At 24.1% G+C, this 19,469-nt stretch carries 18 protein-coding genes and 1 tRNA gene; 3 read left to right on the top strand and 16 right to left on the bottom strand.

Annotated elements, in window-relative coordinates:
* Position 1: 1 nt before the first annotated feature.
* The 3 genes from AB4W54_RS00095 to AB4W54_RS00085 all read right to left on the bottom strand — a co-directional run bounded on the left by AB4W54_RS00095 (position 2) and on the right by AB4W54_RS00085 (position 2,695).
* Complete coding sequence (locus tag AB4W54_RS00095; RefSeq protein WP_367674467.1) at positions 2–595, bottom strand: elongation factor P; 594 nt, start codon at positions 593–595, stop codon at positions 2–4.
* A gap of 110 nt (positions 596–705) precedes the next feature.
* Complete coding sequence (gene groL, locus AB4W54_RS00090) at positions 706–2,349, bottom strand: chaperonin GroEL (RefSeq protein ID WP_367674466.1); 1,644 nt, start codon at positions 2,347–2,349, stop codon at positions 706–708.
* Between the two features lie 52 nt (positions 2,350–2,401).
* Positions 2,402–2,695 (bottom strand): co-chaperone GroES, encoded by a 294-nt coding sequence (locus AB4W54_RS00085; protein WP_367674465.1) that lies wholly within the window; start codon positions 2,693–2,695, stop codon positions 2,402–2,404.
* Between the two features lie 262 nt (positions 2,696–2,957).
* Here AB4W54_RS00085 and AB4W54_RS00080 point away from each other — a divergent pair.
* Positions 2,958–3,030: transfer RNA gene (locus AB4W54_RS00080), tRNA-Phe, on the top strand.
* A gap of 25 nt (positions 3,031–3,055) precedes the next feature.
* Here the strand turns inward: AB4W54_RS00080 and mnmE are convergent.
* The 4 genes from mnmE to rpmH form a co-directional block, all read right to left on the bottom strand.
* Complete coding sequence (mnmE, locus tag AB4W54_RS00075; RefSeq protein ID WP_367674464.1) at positions 3,056–4,420, bottom strand: tRNA uridine-5-carboxymethylaminomethyl(34) synthesis GTPase MnmE; 1,365 nt, start codon at positions 4,418–4,420, stop codon at positions 3,056–3,058.
* 53 nt (positions 4,421–4,473) lie between these two features.
* On the bottom strand, positions 4,474–6,075 hold the full coding sequence (gene yidC, locus AB4W54_RS00070) for a membrane protein insertase YidC (RefSeq protein ID WP_367674463.1): 1,602 nt from the start codon (positions 6,073–6,075) through the stop codon (positions 4,474–4,476).
* 102 nt (positions 6,076–6,177) lie between these two features.
* Positions 6,178–6,522 (bottom strand): ribonuclease P protein component, encoded by a 345-nt coding sequence (rnpA, locus tag AB4W54_RS00065; protein WP_367674462.1) that lies wholly within the window; start codon positions 6,520–6,522, stop codon positions 6,178–6,180.
* A gap of 7 nt (positions 6,523–6,529) precedes the next feature.
* Entirely contained in the window at positions 6,530–6,673 is a 144-nt protein-coding gene (rpmH, locus tag AB4W54_RS00060) for a 50S ribosomal protein L34 (protein WP_367674461.1), read from the bottom strand.
* 303 nt (positions 6,674–6,976) lie between these two features.
* On the opposite strand from rpmH, the gene dnaN reads away from it, so the two are divergent.
* Positions 6,977–8,077 carry a DNA polymerase III subunit beta gene (gene dnaN / locus AB4W54_RS00055; protein ID WP_367674460.1) on the top strand — a complete coding sequence of 367 codons (1,101 nt, stop codon included), beginning with the start codon at positions 6,977–6,979 and terminating at the stop codon, positions 8,075–8,077.
* A 92-nt stretch (positions 8,078–8,169) separates the two neighbouring features.
* Positions 8,170–10,584, top strand: coding sequence for a DNA topoisomerase (ATP-hydrolyzing) subunit B (gyrB, locus tag AB4W54_RS00050; protein WP_367674635.1), 2,415 nt, complete (start codon positions 8,170–8,172; stop codon positions 10,582–10,584).
* 28 nt (positions 10,585–10,612) lie between these two features.
* On the opposite strand, the gene atpC is transcribed toward gyrB, so the two are convergent.
* From atpC to mnmG, 9 genes are all read right to left on the bottom strand, one after another.
* A complete protein-coding gene (gene atpC / locus AB4W54_RS00045) occupies positions 10,613–11,026 on the bottom strand; it encodes an ATP synthase F1 subunit epsilon (protein WP_367674459.1) in 414 nt (137 codons plus the stop codon).
* A 34-nt stretch (positions 11,027–11,060) separates the two neighbouring features.
* Positions 11,061–12,461, bottom strand: coding sequence for a F0F1 ATP synthase subunit beta (gene atpD, locus AB4W54_RS00040; protein WP_367674458.1), 1,401 nt, complete (start codon positions 12,459–12,461; stop codon positions 11,061–11,063).
* A gap of 43 nt (positions 12,462–12,504) precedes the next feature.
* Positions 12,505–13,380 (bottom strand): ATP synthase F1 subunit gamma, encoded by an 876-nt coding sequence (atpG, locus tag AB4W54_RS00035; RefSeq protein ID WP_367674457.1) that lies wholly within the window; start codon positions 13,378–13,380, stop codon positions 12,505–12,507.
* A gap of 43 nt (positions 13,381–13,423) precedes the next feature.
* The gene (gene atpA, locus AB4W54_RS00030; RefSeq protein ID WP_367674456.1) at positions 13,424–14,962 is read right to left on the bottom strand and encodes a F0F1 ATP synthase subunit alpha; all 1,539 of its coding nucleotides are present in this window, start codon (positions 14,960–14,962) and stop codon (positions 13,424–13,426) included.
* Between the two features lie 19 nt (positions 14,963–14,981).
* Positions 14,982–15,518, bottom strand: a complete 537-nt coding sequence (gene atpH, locus AB4W54_RS00025; RefSeq protein ID WP_367674455.1) for an ATP synthase F1 subunit delta — start codon at positions 15,516–15,518, stop codon at positions 14,982–14,984.
* Positions 15,519–15,537: 19 nt separating this feature from the next.
* The gene (gene atpF / locus AB4W54_RS00020; protein WP_367674454.1) at positions 15,538–16,011 is read right to left on the bottom strand and encodes a F0F1 ATP synthase subunit B; all 474 of its coding nucleotides are present in this window, start codon (positions 16,009–16,011) and stop codon (positions 15,538–15,540) included.
* Between the two features lie 52 nt (positions 16,012–16,063).
* On the bottom strand, positions 16,064–16,300 hold the full coding sequence (gene atpE / locus AB4W54_RS00015) for a F0F1 ATP synthase subunit C (protein ID WP_367674453.1): 237 nt from the start codon (positions 16,298–16,300) through the stop codon (positions 16,064–16,066).
* A 42-nt stretch (positions 16,301–16,342) separates the two neighbouring features.
* Positions 16,343–17,158, bottom strand: coding sequence for a F0F1 ATP synthase subunit A (gene atpB, locus AB4W54_RS00010; protein WP_367674452.1), 816 nt, complete (start codon positions 17,156–17,158; stop codon positions 16,343–16,345).
* Positions 17,159–17,280: 122 nt separating this feature from the next.
* Positions 17,281–19,173: a tRNA uridine-5-carboxymethylaminomethyl(34) synthesis enzyme MnmG gene (mnmG, locus tag AB4W54_RS00005; RefSeq protein ID WP_367674451.1), complete on the bottom strand. Its 1,893-nt coding sequence runs from the start codon at positions 19,171–19,173 to the stop codon at positions 17,281–17,283.
* Positions 19,174–19,469: the final 296 nt, after the last annotated feature.

Here is a 19,469-nt window from a genome sequence, read left to right as displayed (position 1 = left end):
TCTATTTTTTAAATCGAGAATCATACTCCCCTGTTCTAGTGTCTACTTTAATCATATCTCCAATTTTAATAAATACTGGTACTTTTAATATTGTTCCAGTATGTAATTTACAAAAATTATATTTATTATCAATAAATAAATTATTACTTAACTCTTTTTCTGAAAGAATACTAATAACTTTAAAAACAACAAAATTATCTAATATAATTGATATTGGAAGATTATTCCATAAAGTAATTAAGTAATTCTTTCCTTCTATAATCCATTTGTATTTCTCCCCCATAATAAACTTATTTAATACAAATTGATTAAAATACACCGGATCCATAAAATACCAATATTGACTATCATGATAAATATACGTTAATTTTACATCTATAACATCAGCACTCAATAAATAATCTGTAGTACGAAATGTTTTTTCTATTAATTGATTATTCAATAAATTTCTCAATTTGACTCTAGAGAAAGCTCTTCCTTTCCCTGGTTTAACAAATTCTACTGACTCTATACAAAATGGTTTTTTTTCAAATAGGATTTTCAATCCTACTTTAAAATCATTACTATAATACATATTCATAAAAATTTTATTCACATTTCATTAATAATAAATATATTTTAATAATTACCCCTACACCAAAGGAAAAATTTTTCGGGGTAATTATTAATATATACCTCGTCATCCGAGATAAAATTAATATAACCTTACATCATTCCACCCATACCACCCATACCTCCTGGTGCTGGAGTATTTAAATCATTTTTTTCATCTTTTGGAAGATCTGTCACCATACATTCTGTTGTAATCATTAATCCAGCAACAGAAGCAGCATATTGTAAAGCTGATCGAGTGACTTTAGTAGGATCTAATATACCGAAATGAATCATATCTCCATACTGATCAGTAGCTGCATTATATCCATAATTCCCTATACCATCTTTAACATTATTTGTTACTACTGATGGTTCTTCTCCGGAATTTGCAACTATTTGACGTAAAGGAGCTTCCATTGCTTTTAAAGCTACTCTGATACCAACATTTTGATCTTCATTCTGACCAACTAAATTAGCAATTTTACCAGCTACTCTTACTAAAGCCACACCCCCTCCAGCAACTACTCCTTCTTCTACAGCAGCTCTAGTAGCATGTAATGCATCTTCTACTCTAGCTTTCTTTTCTTTCATCTCTACTTCTGTAGCAGCACCAACTTTTAAAACTGCAACTCCGCCAGATAATTTTGCTAATCTTTCATTTAATTTTTCTTTATCATATTCTGAGGATGCATCTTGCATTTGTTGTCTAATTTGTTGTATTCTATTTTTAATTTCTAATTTATTACCAAATCCACCAATAATCGTGGTTGTGTCTTTAGTAATTACTACTTTTTTAGCTTGACCTAAATCATTTAAAGTAGATTTTTCTAAATCCATTGCTAATTCTTCAGAAATTACTGTTCCAGAAGTTAATATAGCAATATCTTGTAACATAGCTTTTCTTCTATCACCAAAACCTGGAGCTTTTACAGCAGCAACTTTTACTATACCTCTCATGGAATTCACTACTAAAGTAGCTAAAGCTTCCCCTTCAAGATCTTCAGAAATAATTAATAAAGGTTTACTAGATTTTGCAACAGATTCTAAAATTGGTAATAATTCACGAATGTTAGAAATTTTTTTATCTACCATTAAAACATAAGGATTATCTAATTCTACTAAACCCGTTTCGGATTTATTAATAAAATATGGAGATAAATAACCACGATCAAATTGCATACCTTTCACAACTTCTAATTCATCTTGTAACCCAGTACCCTCTTCAACAGTAATCACCCCATCATTTCCAACTTTTTCCATTGCTTCAGCAATTAATGTACCAACAGTTTCATCGGCATTAGCAGAAATAGTACCAACTTGAGTAATTGCTTTAGAATCAGAACAAGGTACAGACATATTTTTTAATTCTTTTACTGCTTGAATAACAGCTTTATCAATCCCTCTCTTTAAATCCATAGGATTCATACCAGCAGCAACAGCTTTTAATCCTTCATTTACAATAGATTGTGCTAATAAAGTAGCAGTAGTAGTACCATCACCAGCAGCATCATTCGCTTTTGAAGCTACTTCTTTTACCATTTGTGCACCCATATTTTCAAACTTATCTTCTAATTCTATTTCTCTTGCAACAGAAACACCATCTTTAGTAATACTAGGTGCTCCAAAGGATTTATCTAAAATAACATTTCTCCCTTTGGGGCCTAAAGTAACTTTAACAGCATCTGCTAATACATTGACACCTCTAAGCATTTTAACACGTGCTTCATTTCCAAATTTTACATCTTTCGCTACCATGGTTATCCTTCCTTAAAATATAAAGATATTGTTATCATATAATAAAAATACATTAATTTTCAACAATTGCTAATATATCACTTTCTGTTAAAATTAATACTTCTTCATTATCAATTTTCTCTGTTTTCGCACCATAGCCTTCATTAAAAATCACTACATCGCCAATTTTTACATCTAATGCTCGAATTTTTCCATTATCTAAAATGCGACCATTACCAATAGCAAGAACTATTCCACGAGTTGATTTACCAGCTGCCGAACCAGTTAAAACAATACCACCCGCTGATTTTGCTTCTACCTCTTGTTTTTTTACAATGATTCTATCATGCAAAGGACGAATTTTCATATTATAATACCTCGCAAATTCATTATACATGAATTTCTTTAAAAACAATATTTGATAAAAATTAATTTATTGCAAGCAAAAAAACGTTCTATTGAAGTACATTTTTAATTATATGGATATATATAAAAATATTCAAGAATAAATAATAAGCATAATATAATTAATTAATTCAATAATCTTATAAAACTAATGCATATAAACAATTTATTTCATAAAATATTTGACATAAAATAAGATTATATGTTTTAATATTAGTAACTATGCCCGAATAGCTCAGTCGGTAGAGCAGGGGACTGAAAATCCCCGTGTCGGTGGTTCAATTCCGCCTTCGGGCATAATATATTGTTTTCCTATAAAAAATTATTTTCCAATACAAAAATTAGAAAAAATATTATCTAATATAGTATCCGAAGTCACTGCACCAACTATTGTATTTAATAAATCTTGTATAATTTGTAAATCTGCTGATAAAAATTCAATATTTTTACTTACATTCCATTGTTTTATACAAATATTTAATCTTTTTATTATTAAACTTAAAATATTTATATGACGATTACGAGCTAAAAATACAGGTTCAACATCATAATTTTCTTTGCCTATAGCCGATTCTTGTAGATGTTTTTTTAATAATTGTACACCCACTCCGGTATTTGTAGAAATGTTAATACAAGTATGTCCTGATTCGTTTTTTTTTATTCCTAATTTATTACCAGAAATATCTATTTTATTAAATAATATTGTCACTCTCGTTTTCTTGGGAAACTGAGATATATAATTATAAATTATTTTTTGTTTATGAGAAAACAATAGACTATCATCAATAATTAATAAAATATGATCAGCTATATTAATTTGTTCCCAAGTTTTTCTAATTCCTATTTTCTCAATAACATCATTAGTAGATCGAAAACCTGCTGTATCAGTTAAAGTAAATAACATACCATCAATATAAATACTTTCATGTAATAAATCACGAGTTGTTCCTTCAATATTAGTAACTATAGCAGAATTATTAAATAATAATTTATTAAATAAACTTGATTTTCCAGAATTAGAGGGACCAACTAAAACAACTTTAATACCATCATATAATATACAACCTAATTTAGCTGTGTTATCAATAATATCTGTAAGATCTTTAATTTTATATAATTCTTTTCCTATTTTATCTAGATTATAATCAATATCTTCTTCTGGAAAATTAATTATTAATTCTATAATAGACCTAATATTAATAATTTTACTAATTAAATTTTTAATCTGTTTTGAAAATAAACCCTGTAATGATCTAATAGAAGATTTAACTCCTATTTCAGAGTTAGCAGATATTAATTGCATGATAGATTCTGCTTGTATTAAATCTATTTTACCATTTAAAAAAGCACGTTCAGAAAACTCTCCAGGGTGAGCAATCCGAACATGGTTAATAGATAAAATAGATTTAATAAGCAAATCTAAAATAATCGGATTACCATGTCCTTGCAATTCTAATACATCTTCTCCAGTCAAAGAATGTGGTTTTGGAAAAAATAAGGCTATCCCTATATCAATAACACACCCTTTATTATCTAAAAAAGAACAATAGGAAGCATACCTTGGTTTAGGTAAAATCCCTAATATTTTCATAGCAATATTTTTAACTTTAGAACCCGATATTCTAAGTATACCTACTCCTGATCGCCCGTAAGGAGTAGCTTGTGCAACAATAGTATCATTAATCATATAATATACTTATTATAATTTTTTTTAAAAATAATCAATAATGTTATATTATATTAGTCTATTATTTTAAAATCATAAAAAATAATTAACTGCTGTATTATTGTTACGATGTTACTAAAAATATAATAAAGTACTAAACCAGAAGGAAACCATAAAAAAAATAAAGTAAATACTAGAGGGGTAAAATTAATGATAATATCTTTTAAAGAACTAGAATAATGGTATGATGGTAATGTTCTTTGTATTAAAAAACCACTAATTCCCATTAAAATTGGTAAAATACATAAAGGATCTGGACTCGATAAATCATCAATCCAAAATATAAATGGAGCATGTCTTAATTCAACAGCATTAACCAACATATAATATAAAGATAGAAAAATAGGCATTTGAATTAAAATAGGAATTAAACCACCTAATGGACTAATATTATTTTTATTATATAATTTTAATATTTCTGCATTAATTCTTTTCTTATCTCCTTTAAATTTTTCTTTTATATTATTTACTGTAGGTTGTAACATTTTTGTTTTAACAGTTGCAATATATTGCATTTTAGTTAAAGGATATGTTATAAAACGTACTAAACATATAATAAAAATAATAGAAAAACCCCAATTTCCTAATAATATATGTAAAATATTTAACATTCTAAAAAAAAATTCAGATAGCCAAAAAAATAATCCATAATCTACAGTTAAATTTAAAGAAGGTGCCACTAATAACATATCTTGTTGTATTTTTGGACCAATCCATAAAGTAGTTCTTAAAACTTTTTCCTGATGTGGTAAAATAGTAAAAGCAGATGACTTATATCCAATTACTATTTGATTATCATGATTTTTATAAATATGAATAGTATTATGAATAGAATGATTTAATATGAATGCAATTGTAAAATATTTTTGCATCATAGAAATCCATCCAGTATATGAATGAAAAGATAAATTTTTCTTATTTGAGATAGAATTAAAAGATAATTTATGATATTTACAATTATCACAAGAATATGCAACATCATGAAAATTATCTTTGGTAATATTCCTATTGAACATCTGAAATATATTATAAGGCATATTTTGATGTTTTAACGAACCAACCAGATAAAAAGATTCTTTTTTTGAGCTCATATTTTTAATATTATATTCAACTCCAATATCATAAGCACCTTTTTTAAAAACAAAAGTTTTAATTAAACGAATTCCATTATTTTGATTAGAAAAAATTGGAACATATAATATCTTTTCCCCGTTAATTAATTCAAAATATTTTTTATAAGTAAAAAAATGTATTTTATTCTTAATATGTATATGATTTATATCATTTTTTTGAACTATTCCACTATGCATAGATCCTGAGTTATCATATTTACTAAATAATGTTAATTTTTTAAAACTACTTAATTTATTTTTATATTTTAATAATTTTGTTTGTTCAATCTCTCCATTATGTAAATTAATTACAACATCTAAAGTATCGGTTTTAACATTAATAATATCTTGATTATATTGTTTTGCAATATACCTTACATTTTCATTGTTTTGTAAAAGCATTTGCACAGAATTTAATTCACTATAATATAAAAAAATACTTTTACATATTACACAAGCAAATAAAGAAAATATAAAAAATAGAAAAATACGTTTCCAAATCATTATAAATATTCTATGTCATTTGTTTTTCATTGTACAACACATGAAAATTTTTTTAAAAATTTATTTAAATATTATTAAAAAATATATACAAATATCAAAATATTACTTACAATAACGCATCCATACATGTTGAAATATTTTATGCATTCTGGTTTTATCCAACTTGGAAACGATATATTTTACTATTATAATGAAATCCATGTATAATAAATTATAATTCACACATCTAAAACTTTCTCTAATAATCCTTTTAATTAAATTACGTTTATATGCATGTTTAGAAACCTTTTTTGAAACTATTATTCCTAACCTCGCAAAAGACAAACTATTTAAACAGCTCAAAACAATTAATTGATTATTTTCAAATTTAGTAGATTTTTTAAACAATTTCATAAAATCTGTATTTGATAAACGCATTTTTTTTTTAAAAAAAAACCTACGATCCATAGTAAAATTAATAACTAGCAACAGTTAAACGAATTCTTAATTTATTTCTTCTACGTGCAATAATATTACGACCATTTTTAGTAGACATTCTCTTTCTAAATCCATGTACTCGACTTCTTTTTAATCGAGATGGTTGAAAGGTACGTTTCATATTGTTCCACCCTTATAATATAAAATTTATTCATAAATAATAATGTTATAATTAAAAAATAATATAATATACAATTTATAAAAATTTTTTTATGTTCTAATATCATAAATATTATTTATATCATAAATAATATAAAAATATTAAAATTTAATTATATAAACAAATATTTATTAAATAAAAAATTAATATATCATATTTAAAAAAAAATATTTATAATAAAATAAATTTTTTTTGAAAAAATTTTTATTAATATGATTATTATACCAAGATTAAAAAAATAATTAATAGTATATTTATTGAAAAATGAACTTTATAATAAAAAAAATAAATTTTCTACAACCAGTACAAAAATTAAACCATATTATTTCTATTAATCATGAAAAACCTATTATAAATAATATTTTATTAATAATTAAAGAAAATAATGTATTTTTAATCAGTACAAACTTAGAAATAGAATTTATCACAAAAATTACATGTATAAAAATATATCAAAATGGAAAAGCAGTGATACCCGGGAAAAAACTATTACATATTATTCATAGCTTTCCTAATAATTCTGAAATTCAAGTTTCTATTAATAATAATCATATCCGTATATTTTATAAAAATATTTATTTTATATTAAATATTTTTAATGCAAAACATTTTCCTATTTTTAAAAAAGAAAAAGAAACAATAAATTTTCATATCTCGCATCAAAAATTTAAAAATATTATTTATAATACACATTTTTGTATTGCAAATCAAGATATTAGGAATTACTTAAATGGAATATATATTAAAATTAAAAAAAATAAAATTTATGCAGTAGCAACAGATGGCTATAGAATGGCAATATCTAAAATCAAAATCCCAACAATAAACAACATTCCGACAATAATTATACCAAAAAAAACAATTCTTGAATTAATAAAATTATTAGATAATACTGATAAAGTATTACACATCATCATTGGAAAAAAAACAATAAAATTTTATATTAATCAATATATTATATCAAGTAAATTAATTGATAACGAATTTCCAAACTATAAAAATCTATTAATTAAAAAATTTCATACTATTATACAAATCAACCGTGATTTACTATATCAAGCATTAAATAGAGCTTCTATACTTGTACATAAAAAATTTCAAGGAATAAAATTATATCTTAATAACGGACAGTGTACCATTAGTACAAATAACGAAAATAATGATCAAGTAAGAGAAAAATTCTCAATCAATTATTATCATACACCTATAGAATTAACATTAAATATTAACTACATATTAGATGTTATTAAAATGATTAAAAACGATACTATAAAAATTTCATTATCAAAATATAAATCTAGTATATATATAGAAAATAATCAAGAAGCTCATTCATTATATATTATCATGCCTCTAATTTTATAAAATATAGTATTGATAAAATATAAAAAAAATAAATACTTTTTTTCAATTCCAAATAATATATCAACATATAATATTTATATAAGGAAATAAAAATTTTGAATTCTTATAATTCATCTAATATAAAAATCCTCAAAGGGTTAGATGCTGTTCGTAAAAGACCGGGAATGTATATAGGGAATACAGAAGATGGAACTGGATTACATCATATGGTATTTGAAGTAATAGATAACGCAATAGATGAATCATTAGCAGGGTACTGTAAAAAAATTAAAGTTGTTCTCCATACAGATCATTCAATATCTATCAAAGATGATGGAAGAGGTATACCTGTTGATATACATCCAGAAGAAGGGATCTCGGCAGCAGAAGTAATTTTAACTATGTTACATGCTGGGGGTAAATTTGACAATAACACATATAAAATATCAGGTGGATTACATGGAGTAGGTATTTCTGTAGTAAATGCATTATCTCAAAAATTAACATTGACAGTATACCGAAATGGAAAAATATACCAACAAACATATTCTAATGGAAAACCTACTAATCAATTGCAAATTATCGGAAAAACTCATCGAACAGGAACAAAAATTCAATTTTTACCAAGTTATACAATTTTTAAAAATATAATTCATTTTCAATACGACATATTATCTACAAGATTACAAGAACTATCTTTTTTAAATCCGAATATTACTATATCACTTAAAAATAAAATAAAAAACATATACAATAAATATAATTATACAGGAGGTATAAAAGAATTTATTAACTTTTTAACCATCAATCAACCTAAAATTCATAAAAAAATTATATACTTTTATACTACCAAAAATTATATTACAGTAGAAATTGCTATGCATTGGAATAATTCTTTTAAAGAAAGAATTTATTGTTTTACAAATAATATACCTCAAACCAATGGAGGAACACATTTATCAAGTTTTAGAAGCGCTCTCACTCGTACAGTAAATAATTTCTTAAATAAAGAAGGATATAATAAAAAACATAAAATTCAAACCAATGGAGATGATATTAGAGAAGGATTAACATCAATTATATCTATTAAAATGCCCAATCCAAAATTTTCCTCTCAAACAAAAGAAAAATTAATCTCTTCAGAAATTAAACCAGTTATAGAATCTGTCATAACAGAATACTTGTATAATTTTTTACTTGAAAACCCACAAGATAGTAAACTCATTATTACTAAAATTATTCAAGCTACTAAAATTAGAGAATCAGCAAGAAAAATTAGAGATATCATTAAAAAAAAAGCATTATTTGACTTAAATGGATTACCTGGTAAATTATCAGATTGTCAAGAAAAAAATCCAAAATTATCTGAAATATATTTAGTAGAAGGAGATTCAGCTGGGGGGTCTGCTAAACAAGGGAGAAATCGTAAAAATCAAGCAATTTTGCCATTAAAAGGTAAAATATTAAATGTTGAAAAAGCACAATTTGATAAAATTATTTCATCAAAAGAAATAAAAACCATAGTTACTGCATTAGGTTGTGGAATTAAAAAAACAGACTATAATCCAGATAAGTTAAGATATCATAATATTATTATTATGACTGATGCAGATATTGATGGATCACATATCCGTACACTACTATTAACATTTTTTTATAGACAAATGCCGGAAATTATTGAAAGAGGACATATATATATAGCACAACCTCCTTTATATAAAATTACACAAGGAACAAAAGAAACTTATATTCAAAATTATGAAGCATTGTACCACAAACAAATCACTATTGGTTTAAAAAAATTACATTTTTATACTGAAAACAACAATCATGATACAAAAAAATTAAAAAATATTAAAACACTTATTTTAAAATATATAAATATTAAACAAACCTTAAAAAAAAAAAAATACAATTTTTCTAATCAAATTATTCACCAACTAATATACCAAAACAGTATTTGCATAAATGATACAATAAACAAAATAAAAAAATGGATAGACCAAATTATAAATAATTTAAATAAAAATAATAAATATATCAAATATTCGTATACAATAATAAAAAATACAAACAATCAAATACTTCAAATAATAATTATTAAATGTGATCAATGGAATGCAAAAAAAAATAGTTATTATATTACAAGAAAGTTTTTAACAAGTAATACATATCAAAAAATACAAAAAATAAAAAAAAAATGGGAAAATATAACTAACATAAAATATTTTCTAAAAATAAATAATACAGTACATAGTACAAATAACTTACAATTAATTATTGATTGGTTAGTACAAGAAGCTCAAAAAGAAATACATATTCAAAGATATAAAGGATTAGGAGAAATGAATCCAAAACAACTATGGGAAACTACTATGAACCCAAAAACTAGAAATATGTTACAAATCACAATAAAAGACGCTATTACTGCAGATAAATTATTTAATACCCTGATGGGTGATTTAGTTGAACCAAGAAAAAAATTTATTGAAGATCATGCATTAATGGTAGAAAATGTCTATTTTTAATATAATATAAAATAATATTTATTTATATTTATGGTTTACTATTTATTATTTTACTAATTCGTATCTTTTGCGAAATTTGTAATAATTGATTTTTCAAAAATTTTTTTTCTACAATAGAAGTACACAAATCCATTTTTTTGATGATTTTTTTTTTTTCTCGAATCATACTTAAATAATTTAAATCATTTGTATGAATAATAATATCAGATAATACATGAACTATATCAGGTTGTACTTCTAAAATACCATTAGATATATAAAAAAAAATATCATTCATATCTTCAGTCGTAATATGTAAAAGGCCTGGTTTAATTAATGTTAATAAAGGAGAATGTCCAGGATAAATATTTAACATACCTTCAATACCGTGTACAAAAATTTTTTTCATATATCCTTGAAAAACATATTTCTCAATATTTACAACATATAAAAAACATTTCATAAAATACCCTATATCAATATACTAAATGGAAAAACTATAATTTTTTAGATTTTTGTATTACTTCTTCAATAGTTCCATTCATATAAAATGCTTGTTCTGGAAGATCATCATATAAACCTTCTACAATACCTTTAAATCCTTTAATATTATCTTTTAAAGAAACATATTTCCCAGGAAATCCAGTAAACACCTCTGCAACAAAAAAAGGCTGTGATAAAAATCTTTGTATTTTTCGAGCTCTAGAAACTAACAATTTATCATTTTCAGATAACTCATCCATACCCAAAATAGCTATTATATCTTTTAATTCCTGATATTTTTGTAATATAAATTGTACTTTCCTAGCTGTATTATAATGTTCTTCTCCTACTAAAGAAATATCTAAATGCCTACTATTAGAATTTAAAGGATCAACTGCTGGATAAATTCCTAAAGAAGCTATTTGTCTACTTAATGTAATTGTAGAATCTAAATGAGAAAAAGTAATTGCTGGTGCTGGATCAGTTAAATCATCCGCTGGAACATATACTGCTTGTATTGAAGTAATAGAACCAGACTTAGTAGAAGTGATCCGTTCTTGTAGTATTCCCATTTCTTCTGATAATGTTGGTTGATATCCAACAGCAGAAGGTATTCTGCCTAATAAAGCAGAAACTTCTGTACCAGCTAATATATACCGATATATATTATCAATAAATAATAATACATCTTTTCCTTCTTCTCGAAATTTTTCTGCTAAAGTTAATCCAGTAAAAGCAACACGTAATCTATTCCCTGGAGGTTCATTCATTTGCCCATACACTAAAGAAACTTTATCTAACACGTTAGAAGATTGCATTTCATAATAAAAATCATTACCTTCTCTTGTTCGCTCACCCACACCAGTAAAAACAGAATAACCAGAATGTTGTACCGCAATATTACGTATTAACTCCATCATATTTACTGTTTTACCTACACCAGCACCACCAAATAATCCAACTTTCCCCCCTTTGATAAAAGGACAAATTAAATCAATAACTTTAATTCCAGTTTCTAAAATTGTTTGTGAATTACACTGTTCTTGAAATGTAGGAACTGCTCTGTGTATAGGCCAATATTCTACTTTTGATCCGTTTTTATTTTGAATCATACCTTTCATATCAATAGGTTCACCTAACACATTTATAATACGACCTAAAGTAGCACTGCCAACTGGTACCTTAATATAAGTACCTAAATTAATTACTGATAATCCTCTTTGCAATCCATTTGATGAACCCATAGCAATAGTTCGTACAATCCCTGATCCTAATTGTTGTTGTACTTCTAAAATTAATACCTTTTTATTCAATAACTGTACTTCTAAAGCATAATATATTTTAGGTATATATTTTTTATTAAACTCAACATCAATTACAGCTCCAATAATTTGTATAATTTTCCCAGTATGCATATACATTCCTTAATATCATAATCTAAATTTAATATATATTATACTACACTACAGAAGATCCTGATATAATTTCAATTAATTCTTGTGTAATATTGAATTGACGTGTTTTATTATATATAAGATTCAATTCTTGAATGACAGATGTGCTATTTTCTGTAGCATTTTTCATAATTATCATACGAGTAGATTGTTCACATGTGATATTTTCTAATATACATTGAAAAATCTGAAATAAAATATATTTTTTTAATAATATATTAATGACTAATACAGAATCAGGTTCATATAAATAATCCCACTTTTTATAATAAAGATTTGTGTGATTATTTAAATCTTGTGTAGAAATAGGCAATAATTGTAAAATATTAATCTTTTTATCTGCTGTTGTATATAGTAAATTATTTAATATAAATAATTTATCAATTTTGGTATTTTTATATTTTTTTAATAAATTATTAACAAAATCTACTAATTCATCATGTTTAATTTCCTCATGAAGATTAATATATTTTTTTTTACAAAATAAATTCTTATTGCGAAAAAATAAAAAACCTTTTAAACCAAAAATATATAAACTACATTGAATATTTTTAATATTATAATCATGCACCATATTAACTACTTCATGAAATATATGGTTATTTAAATTTCCACATAATCCTTTATTGGAAGAAATAACTATAATCGCAACATGTTTAATAATTATTCTATTTTTAAAAATGAAATGTTGATATTTAGAATTTGCTTGCATAATATTAAAAAATATTTTTTTAGTAATAGTTAAATATGGTTGACTAGATAATAATCTACTTTTCGCTTTACGCATTTTAGAAATGGCAATCATTTCCATAGTACGTGTAATTTTTTTTGTACTCATAATACTTTCAATTTTATTCTTTATCAATCTAATATTAGACATATTAGAACCTTAATCAATATTAATAAAATATATATTTTATTTCTTAATAATATTTTTTTTTAAATTCAATTATACTATTTTGTAATTTCATTTTCAAAATATCATTATAGTTAATACAATTATTAATTTCTTCTATTAAATCACTATGATATTTATTAAAATAATTGATAATCTTTTGCTCAAAAACAAGAAGATCATTTAAAGCAATATCCTCAATAAAACCATATTCTGCTGAAAATAAAATTAATACTTGTTCTGCTACAGACATTGGAAAATATTGTTTTTGTTTTAAAAGTTCAGTAATTTTTTCCCCATGATTTAATTGTTTTTTAGTAATTTGATCTAAATCAGAGGAAAATTGAGAAAATACAGCTAATTCACGATATTGTGCTAAAGATGTTCTAATTTTAGAAGATAGTTTTTTAATAATATCAGTTTGTGCAGATCCACCTACTCTAGATACTGATATACCAGGATTAATAGCAGGACGAATACCTTTATTAAACAAATTAGATTCTAAAAAAATTTGACCATCAGTAATAGAAATAACATTTGTAGGTATAAAAGAAGAAACATCTCCAGATTGTGTTTCTATAATAGGTATAGCAGTTAAAGAACCAGTTTTATTACATATTGATCCATTAGTACGTTTTTTAACACTTTCTACATTAATTCTTGAAGCTCTCTCTAACAACCTTGAATGGAGGTAAAAAATATCACCAGGAAAAGCTTCTCTTCCAGGAGGTCTACGTAATAATAAAGAAATTTGGCGATATGCAATAGCATGTTTTGATAAATCATCATATACTATTAGTGCATTTTCTCCACGATCACGAAAATATTCACCCATGGCACAACCGGCATAAGGAGCAATATATTGCATTACAGGAGATTCGGAAGCTGATGCAACAACTATAATAGTATTAGATAAAGCATTATACTGTTCTAACTTATTAATAATATGTAAAATTGTAGATTGTTTTTGCCCAATAGCTACATAAATACAAAAAATACCCGATTGTTTTTGATTAATAATTGTATCTATTGCTAATGCTGTTTTACCAGTTTGACGATCCCCTATAATTAATTCTCTTTGACCTCTACCAATAGGAATCATAGCATCAATTGCTTTATAACCTGTTTGCATAGGTTCAGAAACAGAAATACGTTCAATTACACCTGGAGCATCTTGTTCTATAGGAAAAAATTGTTTCGGAACAATTTTATTCTTGCCATCAATAGATTCACCTAAAGCATTAACAACACGACCCAAGAGACATAATCCAACAGGAACTTCGAGGATTCTACCAGTAGAATAAACAAACATCCCTTCAACAAGATTGATATATACACCCATAACTACTGCACTAATCACATCTCTTTCTAAGTTTAAAGCTAAAGCATATAAGTTTTCTGATATAAAAATCATTTCTCCTAACATCGCTTGATTAATACCATGAATACGTATAATACCATCACTGACAGAAATAATTACTCCTTGATTAGATATTTTTTTTATAACATTAAATTTCTTTATTCTTTGTTTAATTAATTCACTAATTTCAATAGAATTTAATTGCATATCTTATTTATTTTCTCTCTCAAGATAATAGATAGGTAGATAATTCATTTATACGACTTAAAATACAGTCGTCAATTATAACATCATTAGAACGAATTATTATTCCATCAATAATAGATGGTTTTATTTTATATGTTAAATGAATTTTTTTATGACATATATTTTGTAAAAGTAAACAAATTTTCTTAATATTATTTATACTGATTGTTCTAGAAAAAATTATTTCAATATTCATAATATTGAAATAATTATTATATAATTCCATAAAAAACATAAAAATATACTTTATAATTTTAAATCTTTTATAAAAAATTAATAATTTAATTAAATTTTTTTCATATACATTAATTTTACATTTAGCATATATTATAAATAAATTTAATATTGTTTTTTCCGAATAAATACCATAAAAAAATATTTGCATTCTTTTATCATGCACAAAGTTATCAAATTTTTTAAGAAATATTTTCCATTCATTACAAGTATTATATTGTAATGAAAATTCAAATATAGCTTTAGCATACGATCTAGATATAATCATTATATCTTGTTGCACTCAATTTTATCTCCCATAGTTAAAAATTATTTACTAATTTATTAAAAAAATCACCATCATAATCTTTATATTTAAAAGAATGCTTAATAATTTTATTAGCTATTTCAATAGCTAAATGATTCGTTTGATCAATTAATTCATTTTTAATTTTTTCTTTTTGTATATTAATTTCAGATAATGTATATTCTAAAATACGTTTTCTTTCTTCTTGAGCATGTCTTTTAGCTTCTTCTAAAAGTAAATATTTATTCTGTTCTGCATCTTGTATAATTAAATCAGCTTTTTTTTTAGACTTTTTAATAATATTTAATGATTTTAATTTCGCTAATTTTATATCTTGTTTGACTTTTTCTAAATTAGAATGTATTTGTATAATTTGTTTTTTTCTACACTCGATAACATAAATAATTTTCGGCCAAATATATTTCATACAAAACCAAACAAACAAAATAAAAGAAATACATTGACCTAATATAGTTGCATTTAAATCCATAAAATCTTTATCCTTACATATCAATATACAATAATTCAAAAAAACAATATTATTATTTAGATAATCCAAAAATCATATATAAACCTATACCTACAGCGATCATAGGAATAGCATCTACTAAACCCATAACAATAAAAAACTGAGCACGTAAAATAGGAATCAAATCCGGTTGACGAGCTGCACCATCTAAAAATTTTCCACCTAGAATACCAATCCCAACAGCTGCACCAATAGCAGCAAAACCAATTAATAAACTAGCTGATAAATATAAAATATTCAAATTATGCATAATATATTCACTTATTAAAATTATTAATAATAAATTTTAACATTAATGTTTGCTTGAAGCAGAAGATAAATAAACAATAGTTAAAATCATAAAAATAAAAGCTTGCAATAAAATAATAAAAATATGGAAAATAGCCCAAGGAACACTTAAAACCCACTGTAACCACCATGGTACAAAACCAGCAATTAAAATAAAAATCATTTCTCCTGCATACATATTTCCAAATAAACGTAATGCTAAAGAAGTGGGTTTAGATAATAAAGATATTAATTCTAATAAAAAATTAATTGGATAAAAAAAAATACTATTAAATGGAATTGTAAATAATTCTTTTATCAGAACTAAAATACCTTTAACTGTAATAGAATAATAGATAATTAATACAAATACTGATAAAGCAATAGAAATAGTAATATTAATATCTGCTGAAGGAACAACTCGAACAAAATTAATTCCAAATATTAATCTTAAAAAATAAGGTATGAAATCTATCGGAATTAAATCCATAGAATTCATTAACACAATCCAAATAAAAATTGTTAAAGATAATGGAGCAATTAATATACTATTAGATTTATATATATCTTTTACATTTTGATTGACAAAATCTACTATTAATTCAATAAAAATTTGATAATTATTAGGCTTATCAATAGATAATGTTTTAGATATTGTATAAAAAAAAAATAAAAATAAAACACCTAAAGTACAGGAAAAAAAAATAGAATCTAAATTTATCACCCAATAATTGAAAATATGTGGTGTATGTACAAATGTACAATGCTTAATATCAAATTGTAAATGATGTAAATGATGACTAATATATTTTCCAGAATCAAAAATTTCTTTTAAAAACATAATAATAATTACCTTTATCTATTACAATAACACAGTATAAAAAAAAATAAAATATTTTTGTCTTAATATGAAATACTAAAATAATTTCCTATTATACAAATATTTTCATCAAAGCAAAAACATTAAATACAATAATTTAATAGATGATGTTTTTTAAAATAAATTAATAAAATAGATATTGCTGCGGGAGTAATTCCTGGAATTCGAGTAGCTTGCCCAATAGAATACGGTTGATATAAATTTAATTGTACAATTACCTCATTGGATAATCCTATTATTTTACTATAATCAAATGAAATAGGTAAAATACTATGTTCATTTTTTATATGTTTAATAATTTCTTTTTTTTGTTTTAAAATATAACCTTGATATTTTATTTGTGTAATAACTTCATATAATGCATCATAATTGGTATGAAAAATAGAAAAAATTTCTGATTTTAAAATGTCTAAAAAATTCATTTCAGGACGCTTAATTACATCAGATATATAAGTTTTCTTGTGTATTTTAATATGAAAAACATCATTCAGTACATTAGAAATTTGACTATTAGGATAAATAAAAAAATCTTTTATTTTTTTTTTTAATTTACGAATATTAAGAATTTTTTTATTATATATTTCCCACCTTAAATTATTAATTAATCCAAAATTTCTCGCAATTTTTGTTAATCTTAAATCAGCATTATCTTCTCTTAATAATAAACGGTATTCTGCTCTAGCTGTAAACATACGATATGGTTCACTAGTACCTTTAGTACATAGATCATCAATCAAAACACCTAAATAAGCTTGATTTCTTCTTGGATACCAACCATCCATATTAGAAACATATAAAGAAGCGTTTAATCCTGCTAATAATCCTTGAGAAGCAGCCTCTTCATACCCAGTAGTACCATTAATTTGACCAGCTAAAAATAATCCACTAACAAATTTACTTTCTAAAGTCAACTTTAATCCAGTAGGGTCTATAAAATCATATTCTACAGCATAACCAGGTTTAATAATCTTAGCATATTCTAAACCTTTAATAGAATTAACTAATTGTTGTTGTACATTAATAGGTAAACTTGTTGAAATACCATTTGGATAAACTTCTATACAATTCAAACCCTCTGGTTCAATAAAAATTTGATGAGATTTTTTGTCTGGAAATCTGATAATCTTATCTTCAATAGAAGGACAATATCTAGGACCAATACCAGATATAATACCGGAATACATAGGACTATATTGAAGATTTTTTTTAATAATATTATGTGTTTTTTCATTAGTATGAGTTAAATAACAAGATATTTGTGGAGGATGATGATATTTATTACCAATAAAAGAAAATACTGATTCTAAAGAATCCCCACATTGTTTAGTTAAAAGTTGAAAATTAATAGTACGAATATCAATTCGAGGAGGTGTACCTGTTTTTAATCTTCCAATCTTTAAAGGTAATTCTTTTAACCTATCAGATAATTTAATAGATGATTTATCATTTATTCTACCACCAGAATATTTTTTTAAACCTAAATAGATTTTACCACCTAAAAAAGTACCAGTTGTTAATATTACTGCAGAAGAGTAAAAAAAATTATTATTTATTGTTTGTACACCTAAAATAGTATCATTTTTTATAATTAAATCATGTACTTCTTCTAAAATAAGAAATATATTTTTTTGATTCATTAGAGTATTAATAACAAATTTTTTATAAATTGTGCGATCAACCTGTGCTCTGGTCGAACGAACTGAAGGACCTTTCGAAGCATTTAAAGTACGAAACTGAATGCCAGAATAATCAGCTGCAATAGCCATCATACCACCTAACGCATCTATTTCTTTAACCAAATGACTTTTCCCAATTCCCCCAATAGCAGGATTACAAGATAAGGTTCCTAAATCATTCATTGATTGAGTTAATAACAAAATTTTATAACCCATTCGTGATGATGCTAAAGCAGCTTCAATACCTGCATGCCCACCACCTACTACAATCACATCAAAATAATTATATTTACAATTCATACAATACCTTTTATTAATTAAATCTAATAAACATACTAGATAAATTTAATTATTTAATACAATAAAAAATTTTTCTAAATTGTTTAGAAAATAAAAAAAAAAATCAAATTATATTGACTTTTCAAATAAATATGATATAATTTTTTTAAAAATTTCTAAAAAAAAAAATAAATTTTAAAACAAGAAATAATATATAATAAACCATTATACAGAACTAAAATATTTAATAATAAACCATTATACAGAACTAAAATATTTAATAATAAACCATTATACAGAACTAAAATATTTAATAA

The organism is Buchnera aphidicola (Pterocallis alni), from assembly GCF_964059075.1.
In the GTDB taxonomy this organism is placed as follows: domain Bacteria; phylum Pseudomonadota; class Gammaproteobacteria; order Enterobacterales; family Enterobacteriaceae; genus Buchnera_L; species Buchnera_L aphidicola_AN.
Note: the sequence above shows the minus strand (reverse complement) of the source record. Positions and strands in the feature narration are given on the sequence as shown.

Coding starts and splice junctions, on each gene's coding strand:
- atpD (WP_367674458.1), bottom strand. CDS start 12,461: ATGCATACTGGGAAAATTATACAAATTATTGGAGCTGTAATTGATGTT.
- atpB (WP_367674452.1), bottom strand. CDS start 17,158: ATGTTTTTAAAAGAAATTTTTGATTCTGGAAAATATATTAGTCATCAT.
- AB4W54_RS00085 (WP_367674465.1), bottom strand. CDS start 2,695: ATGAAAATTCGTCCTTTGCATGATAGAATCATTGTAAAAAAACAAGAG.
- groL (WP_367674466.1), bottom strand. CDS start 2,349: ATGGTAGCGAAAGATGTAAAATTTGGAAATGAAGCACGTGTTAAAATG.
- mnmG (WP_367674451.1), bottom strand. CDS start 19,173: ATGAATTGTAAATATAATTATTTTGATGTGATTGTAGTAGGTGGTGGG.
- mnmE (WP_367674464.1), bottom strand. CDS start 4,420: ATGATTAATGATACTATTGTTGCACAAGCTACTCCTTACGGGCGATCA.
- atpE (WP_367674453.1), bottom strand. CDS start 16,300: ATGCATAATTTGAATATTTTATATTTATCAGCTAGTTTATTAATTGGT.
- rpmH (WP_367674461.1), bottom strand. CDS start 6,673: ATGAAACGTACCTTTCAACCATCTCGATTAAAAAGAAGTCGAGTACAT.
- atpA (WP_367674456.1), bottom strand. CDS start 14,962: ATGCAATTAAATTCTATTGAAATTAGTGAATTAATTAAACAAAGAATA.
- atpC (WP_367674459.1), bottom strand. CDS start 11,026: ATGAAATGTTTTTTATATGTTGTAAATATTGAGAAATATGTTTTTCAA.
- atpG (WP_367674457.1), bottom strand. CDS start 13,380: ATGTCTAATATTAGATTGATAAAGAATAAAATTGAAAGTATTATGAGT.
- rnpA (WP_367674462.1), bottom strand. CDS start 6,522: ATGGATCGTAGGTTTTTTTTTAAAAAAAAAATGCGTTTATCAAATACA.
- atpF (WP_367674454.1), bottom strand. CDS start 16,011: ATGGATTTAAATGCAACTATATTAGGTCAATGTATTTCTTTTATTTTG.
- dnaN (WP_367674460.1), top strand. CDS start 6,977: ATGAACTTTATAATAAAAAAAATAAATTTTCTACAACCAGTACAAAAA.
- yidC (WP_367674463.1), bottom strand. CDS start 6,075: ATGATTTGGAAACGTATTTTTCTATTTTTTATATTTTCTTTATTTGCT.